Source organism: Pseudomonas sp. 2822-17 (genome assembly GCF_002742485.1).
In the GTDB taxonomy this organism is placed as follows: domain Bacteria; phylum Pseudomonadota; class Gammaproteobacteria; order Pseudomonadales; family Pseudomonadaceae; genus Aquipseudomonas; species Aquipseudomonas cyclaminis.
The window spans coordinates 24804-42475 of record NZ_LJRZ01000379.1 but is presented as its reverse complement, the minus strand read 5'-3'; the positions used below and the strand labels follow the sequence as shown (position 1 = coordinate 42475).

Annotated in this window: 18 protein-coding genes; 5 read left to right on the top strand and 13 right to left on the bottom strand. The window is 61.4% G+C overall.

Going from position 1 to position 17672, the window contains the following annotated elements; genetic code table 11:
• Nucleotides 1-13 precede the first annotated feature (13 nt).
• The 8 genes from kdgD to AOA60_RS11340 all read right to left on the bottom strand — a co-directional run bounded on the left by kdgD (nt 14) and on the right by AOA60_RS11340 (nt 9255).
• Nucleotides 14-925, bottom strand: a complete 912-nt coding sequence (gene kdgD / locus AOA60_RS11375) for a 5-dehydro-4-deoxyglucarate dehydratase (protein WP_099584520.1) — start codon at nt 923-925, stop codon at nt 14-16.
• Nucleotides 926-1115: 190 nt separating this feature from the next.
• The gene (locus AOA60_RS11370; protein WP_099584519.1) at nt 1116-1892 is read right to left on the bottom strand and encodes an ABC transporter ATP-binding protein; all 777 of its coding nucleotides are present in this window, start codon (nt 1890-1892) and stop codon (nt 1116-1118) included.
• 11 nt (nt 1893-1903) lie between these two features.
• Nucleotides 1904-2743 carry an ABC transporter ATP-binding protein gene (locus tag AOA60_RS11365; protein ID WP_099584518.1) on the bottom strand — a complete coding sequence of 280 codons (840 nt, stop codon included), beginning with the start codon at nt 2741-2743 and terminating at the stop codon, nt 1904-1906.
• Between the two features lie 15 nt (nt 2744-2758).
• Nucleotides 2759-3676: an ABC transporter permease gene (locus tag AOA60_RS11360; protein WP_160385064.1), complete on the bottom strand. Its 918-nt coding sequence runs from the start codon at nt 3674-3676 to the stop codon at nt 2759-2761.
• A 32-nt stretch (nt 3677-3708) separates the two neighbouring features.
• Nucleotides 3709-5319, bottom strand: coding sequence for an ABC transporter substrate-binding protein (locus tag AOA60_RS11355; protein WP_099584517.1), 1611 nt, complete (start codon nt 5317-5319; stop codon nt 3709-3711).
• A gap of 39 nt (nt 5320-5358) precedes the next feature.
• Complete coding sequence (locus AOA60_RS11350; protein ID WP_099584516.1) at nt 5359-6396, bottom strand: ABC transporter permease; 1038 nt, start codon at nt 6394-6396, stop codon at nt 5359-5361.
• Nucleotides 6397-6417: 21 nt separating this feature from the next.
• The gene (locus AOA60_RS11345; protein WP_099584515.1) at nt 6418-8028 is read right to left on the bottom strand and encodes an ABC transporter substrate-binding protein; all 1611 of its coding nucleotides are present in this window, start codon (nt 8026-8028) and stop codon (nt 6418-6420) included.
• 72 nt (nt 8029-8100) lie between these two features.
• Complete coding sequence (locus tag AOA60_RS11340) at nt 8101-9255, bottom strand: mandelate racemase family protein (protein ID WP_099584514.1); 1155 nt, start codon at nt 9253-9255, stop codon at nt 8101-8103.
• A 360-nt stretch (nt 9256-9615) separates the two neighbouring features.
• Between AOA60_RS11340 and AOA60_RS11335 the strand changes: the two genes are divergently transcribed.
• Together AOA60_RS11335 and AOA60_RS11330 are read left to right on the top strand one after the other, a co-directional pair.
• Entirely contained in the window at nt 9616-10341 is a 726-nt protein-coding gene (locus AOA60_RS11335; protein ID WP_099584513.1) for an oligogalacturonate-specific porin KdgM family protein, read from the top strand.
• 86 nt (nt 10342-10427) lie between these two features.
• Nucleotides 10428-11261 (top strand): NAD(P)-dependent oxidoreductase, encoded by an 834-nt coding sequence (locus AOA60_RS11330; RefSeq protein WP_099584512.1) that lies wholly within the window; start codon nt 10428-10430, stop codon nt 11259-11261.
• On the opposite strand, the gene AOA60_RS11325 is transcribed toward AOA60_RS11330, so the two are convergent.
• The 3 genes from AOA60_RS11325 to AOA60_RS11315 are packed head-to-tail and all read right to left on the bottom strand — an operon-like array spanning nt 11201 to nt 13849.
• Entirely contained in the window at nt 11201-11980 is a 780-nt protein-coding gene (locus AOA60_RS11325) for a FadR/GntR family transcriptional regulator (RefSeq protein WP_099584511.1), read from the bottom strand. The two genes, AOA60_RS11330 and AOA60_RS11325, sit on opposite strands and share 61 nt — an antisense overlap.
• Before the next feature lie 36 nt (nt 11981-12016).
• The gene (locus AOA60_RS11320; RefSeq protein ID WP_099584510.1) at nt 12017-13018 is read right to left on the bottom strand and encodes an NADP-dependent oxidoreductase; all 1002 of its coding nucleotides are present in this window, start codon (nt 13016-13018) and stop codon (nt 12017-12019) included.
• A gap of 45 nt (nt 13019-13063) precedes the next feature.
• Nucleotides 13064-13849, bottom strand: a complete 786-nt coding sequence (locus AOA60_RS11315; RefSeq protein WP_099584509.1) for an SDR family oxidoreductase — start codon at nt 13847-13849, stop codon at nt 13064-13066.
• 145 nt (nt 13850-13994) lie between these two features.
• Between AOA60_RS11315 and AOA60_RS11310 the strand changes: the two genes are divergently transcribed.
• Nucleotides 13995-14561: a TetR/AcrR family transcriptional regulator gene (locus AOA60_RS11310; protein ID WP_099584595.1), complete on the top strand. Its 567-nt coding sequence runs from the start codon at nt 13995-13997 to the stop codon at nt 14559-14561.
• On the opposite strand, the gene hpaR is transcribed toward AOA60_RS11310, so the two are convergent.
• Nucleotides 14551-14973 carry a homoprotocatechuate degradation operon regulator HpaR gene (gene hpaR / locus AOA60_RS11305; protein ID WP_099584508.1) on the bottom strand — a complete coding sequence of 141 codons (423 nt, stop codon included), beginning with the start codon at nt 14971-14973 and terminating at the stop codon, nt 14551-14553. The two genes, AOA60_RS11310 and hpaR, sit on opposite strands and share 11 nt — an antisense overlap.
• A 172-nt stretch (nt 14974-15145) precedes the next feature.
• A complete protein-coding gene (gene hpaA / locus AOA60_RS11300) occupies nt 15146-16051 on the bottom strand; it encodes a 4-hydroxyphenylacetate catabolism regulatory protein HpaA (protein WP_099584507.1) in 906 nt (301 codons plus the stop codon).
• Between the two features lie 178 nt (nt 16052-16229).
• Here hpaA and AOA60_RS11295 point away from each other — a divergent pair, with 178 nt between their 5' ends.
• Both AOA60_RS11295 and AOA60_RS11290 read left to right on the top strand, forming a co-directional pair.
• On the top strand, nt 16230-16889 hold the full coding sequence (locus AOA60_RS11295) for a fumarylacetoacetate hydrolase family protein (RefSeq protein ID WP_099584506.1): 660 nt from the start codon (nt 16230-16232) through the stop codon (nt 16887-16889).
• Nucleotides 16890-16901: 12 nt separating this feature from the next.
• Nucleotides 16902-17672, top strand: a complete 771-nt coding sequence (locus AOA60_RS11290; protein ID WP_099584505.1) for a fumarylacetoacetate hydrolase family protein — start codon at nt 16902-16904, stop codon at nt 17670-17672.

Genomic DNA, 17672 nt, shown 5'->3' with positions numbered 1-17672 from the left:
GTTCGTACTCGCCTTACTGGGCGCCGAGGGCCTCGATCAGCACCGCCAGTTGCTCCACTTCATCGGGCAGCAAGTCGGTCAGCGGCGCACGTACCGGGCCGGCGTCATGGCCAACCAAACGCGCACCGGCCTTGACGATGCTCACGCCATAACCTTCACAGCGGTTGCGAATCGCCAGGTACGGCAGGAAGAAATCATCAATCAAACGGCCCACGGTCGCGTGGTCGTCGGCAGCCACGGCGCGGTAGAAGTCCATCGCGGTTTTCGGGATGAAGTTGAACACCGCCGAGGAATAGACCGGCACGCCGAGGGCTTTGTAGGCAGCGGCGTAGACTTCGGCAGTCGGCAGGCCGCCGAGGTAGGTCAGGCGGTCGCCCAGGCGACGGCGGATGCTGACCATGGATTCGACCTCACCAATGCCATCCTTGAAGCCGATCAGGTTCGGGCAGCGCTCGGCCAGCTGTTCCAGGCTGTCGGCGTTGAGGCGGCACAGGTTGCGGTTGTACACCACCACGCCGAAATCCACCGAGTTGCACACTTGCTCAACGTGCGCCACCAAGCCCTTCTGGCTGGCTTCGGTGAGGTAATGGGGCATCAGCAAAATACCCGCGGCGCCCAGGCGCTCGGCTTCCTGGGCGTAAGCGATGGCTTGGCGCGTCGGGCCACCGGCACCGGCGAGGATCGGCACCTGACCTTTGCAGGTGTCCACGGCAGTCTTGATGATCTGCGTGTATTCCTTGGACTCCAGGGAGAAGAATTCCCCGGTGCCCCCTGCCGCGAACAACGCACTGGCGCCATAAGGCGCCAGCCATTCCAGGCGGCGAGCGTAGGTGTCGGCGCGGAAGTCGCCGGCGGCATCAAAGTCGGTGACCGGGAACGAGAGCAAGCCGGAAGACAGGACTGTTTTTAGTTCTTGTGGCGTCATGTTCGCAAACCTTTATTCGAAATTTGAATGGAATACCTTAAGAGGTACGTCATCGTACAACTACAAAAATAGTAATGCCACCCTCTAAACGCCTTTCATGGTTAAAATGCGATTAACCACAATGAAATAAGCGTTTATTCACATCAATAAACAAATCAACCAAAGCACAGTCATACGATGACTAGCGCTTTTAGCCTACACGTCGCCGCTCGGACTCCTGACTGAAGTCACGGCTGGCCTGCACCAGCATGCGCGTGTAATCGTGCTCCGCCTGGTCCTGGCTCAGGCCCTGACAGTCGAGCAGTTCGACGATCTTGCCGTGCTGCATCACCGCCACCCGGTCGCACAAGTGAGTCACCACGCCCAGGTCATGGGTCACCAGCAAGTAGGTGAGTTTCTCGCGCTGACGCAGGTCCGCCAGGAGGTTGAGAATCTCGGCCTGGACCGACACATCCAGCGCCGAGGTCGGTTCATCCAGCAACAGCACCCGTGGCTCCAGGATCAAGGCCCGCGCAATTGCCACGCGCTGGCGCTGCCCGCCGGACAGTTGGTGCGGGTAGCGAAAGCGGAAACTGTCGTTCAGGCCAACCTTGAGCAGGATCTCGTTGATGCGGTCGTCCTTGTCCCCTACCCCGTGGATAATCAGCGGCTCGCGCAATGCGGTGTCGATGGTGTGCCGAGGGTGCAGGGAGCCGTAAGGATCCTGGAAGACCATTTGCACCTTGCGAAAGTGCTCCTTGGTAATTTTGTGGTGCAACGGCGCGCCGGCAATGCTCAGCTCGCCGTTCCAGTGCCGGTATTGCCCGGCCAGGCAGCGCAGCACGGTGGTCTTGCCCGAGCCGGACTCCCCCACCAGGCCGAACGATTCTCCGTCGGCGACACTCAGGCTCACATCGTGCAGCACTTGGTTGATGGCAGCGCCTGTGCCGAAGCTCAGGTTCAAGGCGTGCGCTTGGATCATGGGCATGGTCGGGTTCCTTATTGGGTCAGCCAGAGAGGATCGCGCTTGAGCACCGGCAAGTGCGCACGGCGGTTATCCATGCTCGGCAGCGCGGCCAGCAGGCCACGGGTGTAGGGGTGCTCGGCGTAGTGCAGGTCGCAGGCGGCCAGGGATTCGACGACGCGCCCGGCATACATCACCAGCACGCGGTCGCAGTAGTTGCGCACCAGGTTGAGGTCGTGGCTGACGAAGATCAGCCCCATCTGCTGCTGGTCCACCAACTCTTCCAGCACGTTGAGCACTTGCTGGCGCACCGAGACATCCAGGGCCGAGGTGGGCTCGTCGGCGATGATCACTTCCGGACGGGTGATCACCATCATCGCGATCATGATGCGCTGCCCCATGCCGCCGGAGACTTCGTGGGGGTACAGGTTATAGACGCGCTGCGGGTCGCGGATGTGCACCTGCTCCAGCATCTGCAGCACGCGCTCGCGGGCATCGCTGCGGCTGGCCTTGTGGTGGGCCAGGTAGGCTTCGGCGATCTGGTCGCCGACCTTGACCACTGGGTTCAGCGAATACTTGGGGTCCTGCATGATCATCGAGATGCGCTGGCCGCGAATCTTCTGCATGGCTTTTTCACTGGCCGACAGCAGGTCGACCTCGCCAAACGCCATGGCCTTGGCGGTGATCCTGGCGCTGGGCGGATGCAGCTTGAGCAGGCTGCGGCCCACAGTGGATTTACCGGAGCCGGACTCACCGACAATCGCCAGTTTTTCACGGCCCAAGGTGAAGGACACATCGCGCACGGCGTGGGTTTCTTTCTGGCCACTGACGAAGCGCACGTTAAGCCCTTCGACATTCAGTTTGATGGCGGACATCAGGTGTTCCTCCGATTATTCGCTGCGCGGATCAAGGATGTCCCGCAGGCCATCGCCCAACAGGTTGAAAGCCAGGCTGACCAGCATGATCGCCGCCCCTGGCACCGCCACCAGCCACCAGCATTCGAGCATGTAGCGGCGGCCAGTGGAGATCATTGCGCCCCACTCCGGCAGCGGCGCCTGGGCGCCCAGGCCTAGAAAGCCCAGTGCCGCAGCGGTGAGGATGATCCCCGCCATGTTCATGGTCAGGCGGATGATCACCGAGGACAGGCACATCGGCACGATATGGCGCAGGATAATCCGCGCCGGCGAGGCGCCTTGCAGTTCCACCGCGACGACGAAATCAGCGTTACGCAAAGACAGGGTTTCAGCCCGCGCCAGCCGCGCAATCGGCGGCCAGGAGGTCAAGGCTATCGCCACCACCGCATGTTCCAGGCCAGGGCCGAGCGCCGCGATAAAGGCCAGGGCCAGGACCAGGCTGGGGAAGGAGATGAAGATGTCGGTCAGGCGCATGAACACGGTGTCGACCGCGCCACCGAAGTAGCCCGATACGGTGCCGATAAACAACCCGATCGGCCCCACAATCACCGTCACCAGACCAATGATGTACAGCGTGATCCGCGAGCCGTAGACCAGCCGGCTGAAGATGTCCCGGCCATATTCATCGGTGCCGAACCAATGCGCCGAGCCCGGTGCCTGCAAGGCATTGGCAAGATTCTGCGCCACCGGATCGTGGGTGGCGATCCACGGCGCAAAGGCCGCGACGACCACCAACAGCAGCGCCACCAGCAGGCCTGCCAGGGTCATGGGATTGCGCAACAGGTGACGCAACACCCGCAGGCCGCTCTTGCAAAAAGCATCGAAGCTGGAGCCTGGCGAGCGATCCACCGGGCGCTTCGTCGCCGATTCGATGGAAGACAGATTGGCATTCATAAGCATCTTCTCTGTGTGAATTCTGGAAGCACTCAACGCTGCTTGTAGACACCCAGGTAACGGGTGGCCTCGGCATCGTCACCGGTGAAGCCCTTGACGTCGGCAGCGCTGACCACGGTGTCGGTCATCTGCGAAATCATCAGGATCGGCCCCACTTGCTGGTCGTAAAGGTTCTGCGCCTGGTGGTACAGGCTGACCCGCTGCGCCGAATCACGCGTCACGCCGGCCTGGTCGATCAGGCTATTGATCTGCGGATTGAAAAACGAAGCGCGCCAGCCCTGGAAGTTCGGCAGGCCGGCGTCATCGCTATTGTTGGGGTTGTAGGCAAAGGTGCGCAGGCTGAAATACGGGTGCGGGTAACGCTCGGCGCCACGGGCCACGATGATCTCGAAATTGCGCGCGCGCATCGCGCCGTACACCTGGTTGCCGGTACCGGTGACGATACTGGCCTTGATCCCGCCTTCGGCCAGCGTGGCTTGCAAGCGCGCAGCGATATCAATGAACGGCGGCTCCGACAGCGTGCGAATGGTGGTGCTGAAGCCCTCGGGGTAACCGGCCTCTGCCAGCAGGGCTTTCGCCTTGGCCACGTCCATGTGATAGCCGGGATCCGGCAGCCGCGCTTCCAGGCCCAACTGCATCGGCTGCTGGTTGAGCTTGCCGTAATACGGCATCACTTGTTGGTCCAGGCCTTTGTAGTCGATCAGGTTGCGCACCGCTTCGCGCACCTTGGGCTTGGCGAATTCCGGCTGCTTCATGCTCATGGCGACGTAGTACATGGTGCCGCGTGGCAGCGACTGCACCTGGATCTTGTCCGAGCCGTCGATGGCGCGAATGTCCGGTGCGGCCATGCCGTAGGCCAGATCCAGGTCGCCGCGTTCGAGCATCAGGCGCAGGGACTGGGATTCGGTCATGTGCCGCACCACCACGCGCTTGAGCTTGGCCGCGCCGCCCCAGTAGCCATCGAAACGGGTCAGCAGCAGCGAGTCGTTGGCGCTCCATTTGGTCAGCACGAAGGGGCCACTGCCCGCCTCGTTCGTCACCAGCCAACCGGCGCCGAGGTCACCGTTTTTTTCATGGGCCAGGGCGGTCTTGCGGTCCACGATCACGGCGCTGGGCGAGATCGCCAGGGAGTCCACCAACAACAAGGGGTCCATGGTCTGCGGCAGGTCGACCACCAGGGTGTGGGCATCCGTGGCGCGGATCAGCGCCTGAATGTTGTCGACGCTGTAGCCGTAGGCTTTCCAGGTGGTCGCCAGGCCGAAGTTGAGCTTCATCACGCGGTACAGCGACCACGCCACATCTTCGGCGGTAAGCGGGTTGCCCGAATGGAATTTCACGTCCTGGCGCAGATGAAACGTCACCTGCTTGCCGTCCTCGCTGATGTCCCAGCGTTCGGCCAGTTGCGGCAGGTGTTTTTCCGGGTTGCCCTGGTCACGCTTGATCAGCGTGTCGTAAAGGTTGGCATTGACGCCGGACGCATCCAGGCCGGGCGCGTTGGCCGGGTCGATGGAGAACAGGTTGACCATGCTCATGCCGACAATCAGTTGATCGGCCGGGGTCTTGGCGCTGGCCAGGGTCATCGGGCCGAGGGCGAGGATGGCGGTCAGCAGGCCGAGGTGCAGTTTCGAAAATACAGTCGTCATTAAAGAATCCTTCTTTTTATAGTTTTTTTGCGTAGCGCCTTAACGAGTGCGCGGATCGAACACCTTGTACAAGGCATCGCTGATCAGGTTGAGCGCGACGAAAATCAGGCCGATCACCAGCACGCAGCCCATCACCGCGTTCATGTCACCGAGCATCAGGCTGCTGGTGAGGTATTGGCCGAACCCCGGCCAGGCGAACACGGTTTCGATCAGCACCGCACCTTCGAGCAGCGAGCCGTAGGCCAGCGCAACCACGGTGAGCAACTGCACGAGGATGTTGCGAAACGCATGCCCCCACACCACTTGGCGCCGGGACAAACCCTTGACCCGTGCCGTGATGATGTACTCCTGGGACAACTGCTCCAGCATGAAACTGCGGGTCATGCGGCTGATGTACGCCACCGAGTTCAGGCCCAGGATCAGCGCCGGCAACACGATATGCCGCAGAGCGCTGGCGAAGGCATCCCAGTCGCGGGCGAGTGAGGTGTCGATCAGCAACAGGCCGGTAACCTCGGGCACCATGCCGTCGTAGGCCAGGTCGATGCGCCCCGCGCCGCCAGCCCAGCCGAGCCAGGCGTAGAACACCAGCAGGCCCATCATGCCCAGCCAGAAAATCGGCGTGGAATAACCGAACAGGGTGATCACCCGCGCCACGTGGTCGCCGAGCCGACCTTGATTGCTCGCCGCACATACGCCCAGCGGCAAGCCGATCAGCACGCCGAACAGGATCGCCAACGTGGCCAGTTCGATGGTCGCCGGGAACACGCGCAGGATGTCATCCAGCACCGGGTGGCCGGTGAGCAGCGCATTGCCGAAATCACCGTGGAGCAGGTCATTGAGGTAAAGGCCGAACTGGGTCCAGATCGGCTTGTCGAGGCCCATCGACCGGTACACCTGGTCGTAGGTGGAGCTGTCGGCGTCCGGCCCGACTACCGCCAGCACGGGGTCAAGCGGCATGACCCGGCCGATGATAAAGGTCAGCGCCAACAGGCCGAGCAGCGTCACCAGCACGGTGCTGGCGCGCCGTAGGGTATTGGAAGCGCGAGCGCCCATGACAGAGGCAGTCATAACAAACATAGTGAGCTCCTGGTAAATCGATCAGCGCTTTTTGTAGACGTCTTTGTAGCGCGTGGTCGCAGCGGTATGGCCCTGGAAGTCGGCCACGTCGGTGTACACCACCACGGTGTCGGTCATCTGCGAGACCGGCAAAATGGCCCCGACCTGCTGATCGACCTGCGCCTGGATCTCGCGGTACTGCGTCAGTTGTTTGTCGGCATCCGGTTCGACTTCTGCATGCTCAATCAACTGGTTCAGTTCAGGACTGTAGAACGAGGTGCGCCAGCCCTGGAAGTTGGTCAGTTTGGCTTCATCGCGGTTATCCGGGTTGTACACCAGGGTGCGCAGGCTGGAATGGGGATGACGCTCCGCCCCGCCACCGCCGCGACCGACGATGATGTCGAAGGTGCGCTCGCGCATGGCGCCGTAGATCTGGTTACCGGTGCCGGTAATGATGCTGGCTTCGATACCGGCCTGGGCCAGGGTCGATTGCAGGTTGGAGGCAATGTTGATGAAGGGCGGTTCGGCCAGCACGCGAATGGTGGTCTTGAAGCCGTTCGGGTAACCGGCTTCAGCCAGCCAGGCCTTGGCCTGCTCGACGTTGAGTTTGTAGCCGGGATCCGGCAGGCGCGCCGCCAGACCCAACGGCATCGGCCGCTGGTTGATCACGCCGTAATGAGGCATGACCGTCTGGTTGATGCCCTGGTAGTCGATCAGCGAACGCACGGCCTTGCGCACACGCGCATCGGCGAACATCGGCTGCTTCACACTCAGGGCCACGTAATACAAGGTGCCACGTTGCAGGGTCTGGGTGCGCACCTTGTCACTTTTTTGCAGGGCTTCGATGTCCGGCGCCGACATACCTTTGGCAATGTCCAGGTCGCCGCGCTCGATCATCAGGCGCAACGACTGCGACTCGGTCATGTTGCGCATCACGATGCGCTTGAGCTTGGCCGGGCCGCCCCAGTAACCGTCGAAGCGGGTCATCAGGATGACATCGTTGGCGCGCCAGTCATTGAGCACAAATGCACCGCTGCCGGCGGCGTGGGTCACCAGCCAGGCGGCGCCCATGTCGCTGCCTTTCTGGTGTTCGAGGACTTTTTTGCGGTCGAGGATGAACGCACTCGGCGAGGTCGCCAGGGTGTTGAGCACCAGCAGCGGATCGGTCGGCCGTGGCAGTTCGATCACGAACGTATTGGCATCCGTGGCGCGCATGTAGCGCTCGACGTTTTCGGCGGTGAACCCGTAGGCCTTCCAGGTGGAGGCCAGCGCGAGGTTGAGCTTGAGCACCCGGTGCAGCGACCAGGCGACGTCTTCGGCGCTCAAGTCATTGCCGGACTGGAACTTCACCCCACTGCGCAGGTTGAAGGTCAGGGTCTTGCGGTCTTCACTGACCTGCCAGCGCTCGGCCAGCGCCGGTACCAGGCGATCTGGCTGGGCGACGTCCTGCACCAGCAACATGTCATACAGGTTGGCGTTGATTTCCGACACGTCCAGGCCGGTGGCGGCCGCCGGGTCGAGGGACAGCAGATTGATCATGCTCATGCCGACGATCAGTTGATCGGCCGGGGTTTTGGCAAAGCTTGCAGGTACGGCGGTAACGGCCAGGGCGGCAACGAATACCCGCGCCCACAGCGAAGGGAATATGTTCATAGCGAGAGTGCCTTTTTTATATTTATAGGGCTCTCGGCCAGCTCAACCTATGCCGAACTGACCGTTTACACGTCAGAAGCTCTTGAGCGTATTGGTCTCGATGTAGTTGAAATTGATGTCTTCGCCCAGGCCCGGCGCGTCGGACAGGTGCACAAACCCATCGTTGTCCATCGGGTCCACCAGGCGGTTGAGGTAGGCCGGTACTTCGTCGTAGTCCAGGTACGGGTGCAACAGGCCACGCTCATACCAGGTGCAGTTCTTGATCGCGCCGACCACCGCCAGGTTGGCAGCGCCGTTGCCGTGAATTTCGCAGTCCATGCCAAACGATTCGGCCAGGTGCGCGACCTTCAGGCACGGCGCAATGCCGCCGACGCCCGCAACACCGGCACGCAAGATATCGCACACATCGTGCTTGACCCAACTGGCGCGAGCGAGGTGTTTGCCGGACAGGGTTTCCGGGCCAAGCACCGGAATATCCAGCTGCCCTGCGAGCCAGGCATAGGACTCGGCGGACTCTTCCATCATCGGTTCTTCGAACCAGGCGAAGTCGAGTTTCTCCAGCTCGCGACCGATGTACAGCGCCTCGGTGCGGCTGTACCAGTGGTAACCGTCGAGCATCAGCGCGATGTCCGGGCCAACCGCTTCACGCACGGCCGCGCAGGCTTTGACGTCGATGCGCGGGCTCGGCGCGAAGGACACCGGCGGCATCCAGGTGTGCAGCTTGATGGCCTTGTAGCCGCGCTGCACCAGGGTCTCGGCGAAGCGCCCGTAATCTTCGGGGGTAGCGAGGCCGCCGGGCAGTTCGTCGCCACACATGGTCGAGCCGTAGGCCGGCACCTTGTCGCGGAAACCACCAATCAACTTGTGCACCGGCACGCCGAGTTTGCGCCCCGCCCAATCCCACAGCGCCTGCTCAACCAGAGCCAAGGCGCGGTCGGTCAGTTGGCTGGCACTGCCACGCTGCCAATGGGCGAGGTCCTGCCAGATCTTTTCGCGATCAAAGGCGTTCTGCCCCACCAGCACTTTGCGCACGAACCCATCCAGCACGTACGGGCGGATCAATTCAGGGGCGCCGAACGCAAAACCTTCCTGGCCGTCTTCAGTCTGGATGCGCAGCAAAGCCATCTGCGCCTGGGTGACATCACCGGGGTGGGCATGGCCGGCGCTGTCGACTGCGCGGCGGGTCGGGTAGGAAAACACCTGGACGTTGACTGCTGTGATTCTCATGGACGTCTTAAGCCTTCTTATTGGATTTGAGACAGGAATGTCGTCTGTTGCGACCGATCATAGGTCATCGTACAACACTTGAAAAGACCCAATAACCTGCCCCACCTTAACGTGATTTTCCCGCAAACCCCCGTAAAACCCCTATTTTTAAAGACAACCAAGGAATAACAGCGGTTGCTGTAAAGCCCTATTCATAGGGGACATATGTTTCAAAGTGTTTCAAATCTACCGATAACCGCTAGACGAGTCGTCTTGTCGTACGATAACGTATATCGGCACCTTAGATGAGAGCCACACGCAACAACGCATCGCCGTAGCAACCGTCAAACGACCCTAACAAAAACAAAAAAAGAAGACCGTATGAACACCACCCTACGCACGCTCGTTACTGCCCTGGCCCTCGGCCTGCCGCTGTATGTCAGCGCTGACTCTGCCAGCATCAACTACCGCCACCAGTTCACTGAGGAAGACAGCGCCCACGCTGACCGAATCAAGCTCAACTACCGCCTGGACAGTGGCCTGGGTTTTGAAGCGGAAATGAAATACCGCACGGCCGGGGACCGTGAAGATGTGGCCTACGACAACATGGTCAACAACGGGCATGAGTTCACTGTGAGCTACAACTACAAGCTCAGCCCGCAATCGACGTTGACCCCGGCGTTCCAGATGGACAGCTCGAAGGACTCGACCACCTACAAGCTGGGTCTCAAGTACAACTACAAGATCAACGATGCCTTCTACGCCGCCACGCGCTATCGCCTGGACACCAAGAAACTGGACCGCGACCAGGTCAATGAAGACCTGCCTGACCACATCAAGGATGACCAGACCACCCATCGTTTCGAAGGCTGGCTGGGCTACACGCCGGCCAGTAAGTGGGCGTACGAATATCAGTTCATCTACTTCAAGACTGACTACATCCGCTACGACAACAAGAAGAGCGACTACGAACAGAACCTGATCGTCAAATACAAGCTCACCAAGGAATGGGCCCCGTTCATGGAGATTGGTGATGTGAAGGTCAATTCCACCACTGAGGACCGCCAGGCGCGGTGGCGCCTGGGCATCCAATACAACTTCATGTAACGCCCCCTCCCCGCGACTTGCCTGGCGAACGCGCATCGCTCGCCAGGCAACGCCTATGCCTTCAGCGCTCAAAGGAAGACCTGACCATGACCACACAGCCCAAACCCTTCACCCGCATTCTGCTCACCGGCGCCGCCGGCGGCCTGGGGCAGATCCTGCGCGAAACCCTGCAGGCCCACGCCCCCATCGTGCGCGCCTCGGACATCAGCGCCATGGCGCCCAGCGCGGGCGCACACGACGAAGTGATCCAGTGCAACCTGGCCGACAAGGCTGCCGTGGCGGCGCTGGTCGATGGCGTTGACGCGATCGTGCACCTGGGCGGGATTTCAGTGGAGCGGCCGTTCGAGGAGATTCTCGACGCCAATATTCGCGGCACCTTCCATATTTACGAGGCGGCGCGGCAACAGGGGGTCCAGCGGATTGTGTTCGCCAGCTCCAACCACGTCACCGGTTTTTACCCCCAGGACGTGGAACTGGATGTGCACGCACAGCGCCGCCCGGATGGCTACTACGCGCTCTCCAAGGCTTACGGCGAAGACCTGGCGGCGTTCTATTTCCATCGCTACGGGATTGAAACCGTGAGCTTGCGCATCGGCTCGTCGTTCCCCGAACCGCGTAACCGACGGATGCTGCACACCTGGCTGAGCTATGCGGACCTCGATCATCTGGTAGCGCGCGCCCTGCTGGCCAAGGACGTAGGGCACAGTGTGGTGTATGGCGTTTCAGCCAATAAGGAGCGCTGGTGGAGCAATCGGCATGCCGAGCACCTGGGCTTTGCGCCGCAGGACAGCTCGGAGCAGTTTCGCGCCAAGGTCGAGCAGCAACCGCAACCGGCGGCGGATGAACCCGGCGCCGGGCTTCAAGGCGGCGCGTTCACCGCAGCGGGGCCGTTCGACAATTCGGCGGCCGCCGCTTCATAGGCCCGGCGCATACGTTCGCGACTGTTGGACAGATGCAGGCGCATAGCGGCGCGAGCGGCGTCTGCGTCGCGGCGCAAAATGGCTTTGTAGATGTCCTCGTGCTCGCGGCTCAGACGCTCCAGGTAGGGCTCTTTATTGGCGTTGGCCAAGCGCTTTGAGTGCAAGCGTGTACGCGGCAGGATGTTGACCCCGAGGTGCAACATGATGTCGGTGAAATAGCGATTGCCGGTGGCCAACGCGATCTGCTGGTGAAACTGGAAATCTGCCGTCACCGCGTAATCGGCACTCACCGCCCGCGAATTCAGCGCATCCAGTGAGTCGCGCATCACCTGCAATTGCTGTTCGGTGCGGCCCACACAGGCCAGGCCGGCCGCTTCCACTTCCAGGCAGATGCGCAGCTCCAGCACCGCCAGCACGTCCTGCAGGGTGACGATGGTGTCCGGGTCGATCCGAAACCCGCTGGGGCTGGGAATATCCTTCACAAACGTGCCGACGCCGTGCCGGGTTTCCACCAGGCCAGAAGCTTGCAGACGCGAGATGGCCTCACGCACCACGGTGCGACTCACGCCGTGTTCGGCCATCACTTCGGATTCGGTAGGCAGTTTGGTTGCGCGCGCAAGTTCCCCGGTGCAGATGCGCCGGGAAAGCTCAGTGACCAGTTCTTCAGCCAGGCTGCGGTGCCGGCGGCGAACGGTGGGCTGGACGTTCGGGTTGTCCATCAAGAACGGGTATCTCGGTTGGCGAATGAATGCCCATCATAGCGCATTCAGTTGTACGACAACCTTCCCTTTAGCCCGCCCCGTCTCCACATAGGCCAACGCCTCTGCTGTCGACTCAAACGCGAAGGTGCGGTCCACCACCGGCTTGATCGCACCCGACTCCACCAGTGCGGTGATCTCACGCAGTTGCTCGCCATTGGCCCGCATGAACACGAATGAGTAGCTGACCCCGCATTGACGCGCTTTGCGTCGAATGCCGTAGCTCAATAGACCCATGACGCGCTTCAAGACCCAGGACAAGCCTTGCTCCTGGGCAAACTGCGGTGTCGGCGGGCCAGCGATGGAAATGAGCCGTCCGCCGGGCTTGAGAACTTTGAGCGATTTCGCCAGTACGTCTGCGCCCAGGCTGTTGAGGACCACGTCATAGCCTTGCAGGACACTATCGAATGCCTGCTTCTGGTAATCGATGACCAGGTCCGCCCCCAAAGCCTTGACCCATTCGACATTGCGCGTACTGGTGGTCGTCGCCACAAACGCGCCCAAGTGCTTGGCCAGTTGAATCGCGATCGTGCCCACACCACCCGAGCCTGCATGAATCAGCACCTTCTGGCCTTTTTTGAGCTGGGCGGTTTCCACCAGCACCTGCCACGCCGTCAAGCTGACCAGCGGCAGCGCTGCCGCCTGCGTCATGTCGAGGTTGCCGGGCTTGAATGCCAACGCATCTTCCCTCACGCAGACCCGCTCGGCGAAGGTGCCGATGCGCTCGTCATGAGGCCGCGCATAGACCTCGTCGCCCGGCTTGAAGCGCTTGACCTTGGCCCCTGTCCGCACGACCACACCCGCCAAGTCATTGCCCAGCACCAGCGGGAACCGATACGGCAGGATCAGCTTGAACTCGCCCTTTCTGATCTTGGCATCCAACAGGTTGATGCTGGCGGCATGCACCTGCACCAGCACCTCGTTATCCCGCACTTCAGGCTCGGGCAACTGGCCGATCCGACCAGGGTCTTTGTAGCGTTCGATGAAAAATGCCTTCATGGGATCAGCTCTGTACGGAGTAAGTCGGCGGTACGCGATTGCACATTATTGAGGACGATAGCGCTCGGCGGCGTGGGCCTGACGCAGTTCCGACAGCAACCCCTGACGCGCAGACTGGAGGCTGTCCCAGCGCGCCGCGTCATGCAGCGGCGGTATGGTCACGAGTTCGCGGCGGTCGAAGCCGATCAGTGCGGCATCCACCAGCTCGCCCACCTCCATGACCTCCGGCAGCGTGTTGATGTCGATGCCCGAGCGTTCCCAGATTTCCGTGCGAGTGGCTGCCGGCAGTACTGCCTGTACATAAACGCCCTTGCCGGAAAGTTCCAGACTCATGCCCTGGGACAGGAATTGCACGAACGCCTTGGTCGCGCCATACAGCGTCATTCCCAACTCCGGTGCCAGGCCGACCACCGAGCCGATATTCACGATGGCGCCTTCGCCGGCCTCTGCCAATCTCGGGGCAATTGCCCGGGCGAGCCGCGTCAGCGAGGTGACGTTCAGCGCGATCAGTTGCTCGATGCTTTCGCCTGTCTGTGCCATGAAATCTCCCGTTTGGGCGGCGCCTGCGTTGTTGATCAGCACGCCGATGCGCGTGTCATCGCGCAGGCGTGCTTCAACAACGGCCAGGTCCGCTTGCTGAGTGAGATCGGCCTGCAGCACATCCACCGCCACGCCATGTTCCTGACGCAAGCGCGCAGCCAGGGTGTCCAGCCGCGCCTTGTCGCGGGCAACCAGCACCAGGTCGTGGCCGCGCTGGGCAAAGCGCTCGGCGTAGGTGGCGCCAATACCGCTGGACGCGCCGGTGATCAGGATAGAAGAAGCGTTCGTCATGGCTGTGCTCTCTAGGTTAACAACGATTAGGTGGGACGGCCTTTATGATGTCGATCATAATCTTATTCGTCAATGGTTTTGATGCTGATCGGCATCAATGTATAGTAAGGCGCAGAAAACAGTGGTCAGCAGCGAGGGTCAGGGTATGAGGGTCAGCAAAGCACAAGTGCAGTTAAACCGGGCGCACATCGTCGAAACGGCCTCCCGGTTGTTCCGCGAGCGCGGTTATGACGGCGTCGGCGTGGCCGACCTGATGGCCGAAGCCGGATTCACCCATGGCGGGTTCTACAAGCACTTCGGGTCAAAGGCCGACTTGATGGCTGAAGCTGCCGCCAGCGGGCTGTGCCAATCGCTGACCGACAGCGCGGGGCTTGGCGCCGATGAGTTCTTCAATCGTTACGTGTCCAGGGAGCACCGTGATGCGCCCGGCCAGGGTTGCACGATGTCGGCCCTGTGCGGGGATGCCGCGCGCCAGTCAGAAACGGTCAAGGCGACGTTCGCCGAAGGCATCGACAACGCGCTGGCCGCCCTTCAACAGGACGCTGGCGGGCAGGATGAGGACGTTCGGGCACAGATGATCAACCGGTTCGCCCATGCCATCGGCGCCATTGTGTTATCCCGCGCCTGCCCTGACGACTCGCCATTGGCGGATGAAATCCTGGAGGTTTGCCGCAGGGCGTTGCTCGCTGACGAATCAGCCCTCAAGGCTTGATATTTTTCAGCTCATTGAGCAAGCCCAGCAATTGCTCCATTTTCTCCGCGCCAAACTGCGCCTCGATTTTCTGGTAGTTGCTTTCCATGCCCGCGCTCATGGAGACGAAGCACTGCTGGCCGCGTTCGGTCAGGTCGACAAACACACGGCGCTGATCCTGGCTGGACTTCTGCCGACGCACCAGGCCATCACGTTCCAGGCGGCTGAGCACGCCGGTCATGCTCGGCTTGAGAATGCACGCCTGCTGGGCCAGTTGATGGCTTTCGAGTTCACCCTGCTGGTGCAGTATGCGAATGACTCGCCACTGTTGTTCGGTCAGTTCGTGCTGGTTCAGCGCGGGTCGGAAAAAAGCCATTGCGGCTTCACGCGCTTGCAGCAGGGTAAGGGTCAGCGACGGACGGGGGTTGGCCATATCGGCACCAGTTGGAGGGGCGAGTCGGCAGCTTAGTGTCGCGGGCCAGCAGGTGCAAGCCTGTGAAAAGTGCAATCGGTTCCGTGTAAAAGCCATTCTGTCGCACCGCTGAGCTGGTCATGCTGATCCGTACAAGATCAACAAGACCAAGGCGCACTCCCCCATGCCTGGCTCAACGCAAACCCAATTGCCGCTGGCGGTACTCCCCCGGAGTGAGCTCTGCGTAGCGCTGGAAAAACCGACTGAAATAGGCCGGGTCCTTGAAGCCGAGCTGGTAGCAGATTTCATTGGCGGAGCTGCCCGTGAACATCAGCAGCCGCTTGGCCTCCTGCATGAGCCGCTCCAGGATCAGGCGCTTGGACGGCAGGTCGGCGATACGCCGGCACACATCGTTGAGCCGTGCCTCGGTCACCCCGATGCCTTGCGCATACCGCGACAACGGCCAGTGCTGCTGGTAGTGCGCTTCAATCAACTCGTTGAAACGGTGGAAAATCCTCAAGTCTTCATGCCGCGCCGGCGTGGCTTTGAGCGAGTGGGAGCACAGCCGCAACAGGCTGATCATGATCAAGCGCGTCAGGCTGTCCAGGGCCGCACTGTGCCCTGGACGCAGGGCCTCGACCTCTTCGCTGAGTGCCTCGAACAAAAAATCCAGGCGGCGGATTTCACTCGTGTAGTGCGGCCCCAACTGCGCCAGCGCCACACACGCGGCCGGCAGTTGCGCGCCCGCTGGCGCGAGGCTGGGGTCGGCATCAATCAGTTGCCAGACCAGTTGCTGACGCACCGTCAACACATGCCCGTCGCTGTCGGCCTCAGTCACAAAGGCGTGCGGCACGGTAGGCGGCGTGAGAAAGAACATCGGCCCCGACTCGACGTACTGCTGGTCATCCAGATAGACGCGCACCGTGCCGCTTTTCACGTAGTGCACCTGGAAGAACCGGTCGTGGCGGTGGACCGGCATATTGCGCCCGAAAAACCCCGCCAGGTTGGCCAGCCGGTCGTAATGGACCTGCGCGTCGCTGTAGCGCTGGTCGTACACCTGGCCAATGTTGATGTTCGGGATGGGTTGCCGATCGGTCATCGCACGCTACTCGTTTTTATTCTGATTGGCGGGGTGCTGCCACGCTCATCCTGCATCGATTCGGGCCGCACAACCACCGCATCGAGAGTGTGCCACGCTTGACGATAGTTAACATCTTAATTATAACTGTTAACACATTAACGAAATACAGGGCCCCATGGCTCTGCCAGGAGAACGCATGAGCCGCGCCTTGCATGACGTCGCGACGGGCACCCTTTTTGGGGTCGCGCTGAACTACCAGGGGTTGCTGAAACAGCACCTCGCCGAATTCGAACAACCGCCGTACCAGAAGCCTCCGGTCAAGCCGGTGCTGTTTATCAAGACGCCCAATACGCGCAACCAGCACGGCGCCAACGTTGTGCACCCAGGCCAGGGCGAACGCTTGCAACCCGGCCCGGCCTTGGGGGTGGTGATGGCCAAGAGTGTCAGCCGCGTCAGCCAGGCCGACGCGCTCGATTACGTCGCCGGATTCACCATCATCAATGAATTCAGCCTGCCGGAAGACAGCTACTACCGCCCCGCCGTCAAAGCCAAATGCCGGGATGGTTTCTGCGCCATCGGGCCAGAGTTGGTACCCACCGCCCAGGTCGCCGACCCGCACAGCCTGGCAATCACGCTGTACGTCAACGGCGAGATTCGCCAGCACAACACCACGGCCAACTTCGTGCGCAGCATTGCGTTGCTGATCGCCGAAATCAGCGAGTTCATGACCCTGCACGCCGGCGACGTGCTGATCACCGGCACACCGGAAGGTCGCGTCGATGTGCAGCCGGGTGACACCGTCGAAGTCGAAATCAGCGGTTTGGGCCGCCTCGTCAACCACGTCGTGGCCGAGTAAACAGGAGCTTCCATGAAACACGCCCGTATCCAGTTTGAAGGCCAGATCCACCTCGCCCACGTCGAAGACCACAACGCCGTGCGCCTGGCCGATGGTCGCCTGCTGGCCGAAGATCAAGTGCAATGGCTGCCACCGGCCACCGGCAGCATGTTTGCCCTGGGCTTGAACTACGCCGATCACGCCGCCGAGTTGGCGTTCAAGCCACCGACCGAGCCGCTGGCTTTCATCAAGTCGCCAGGCACCTACACCGGCCACAACCAGGTGACCTGGCGCCCGGACAACGTCGCCTACATGCACTACGAGTGCGAACTGGTGGCCGTCATCGGCAAACCGGCACGCAACGTCAAACGCGCAGACGCGCTGGACTACGTGGCGGGCTACACGGTGTGCAACGACTACGCGATCCGCGACTACCTGGAAAACTACTACCGCCCCAACCTGCGCGTGAAAAACCGCGACGCCACCACGCCGCTCGGTCCGTGGATCGTCGACGTGGCCGACGTGCCAGACCCGAGCAACCTGACCCTGCGCACCTGGATCAACGGTGAACTGCGCCAGGAAGGCAGCACCAAGGACATGATTTTCGACATCCCTTACCTGATCGAATACCTGTCCAGCTTCATGACCTTGCAGCCCGGCGACATGATCGCCACCGGCACGCCGGAAGGCCTGGCAGACGTGGTGCCCGGTGATGAAGTGGTGGTGGAAGTCGAAGGCGTCGGCCGCCTGGTCAATCGAATTGTCAGCGAAGCGGCGTTCTTCAGCGCCCGTAAAGAGGCTTGA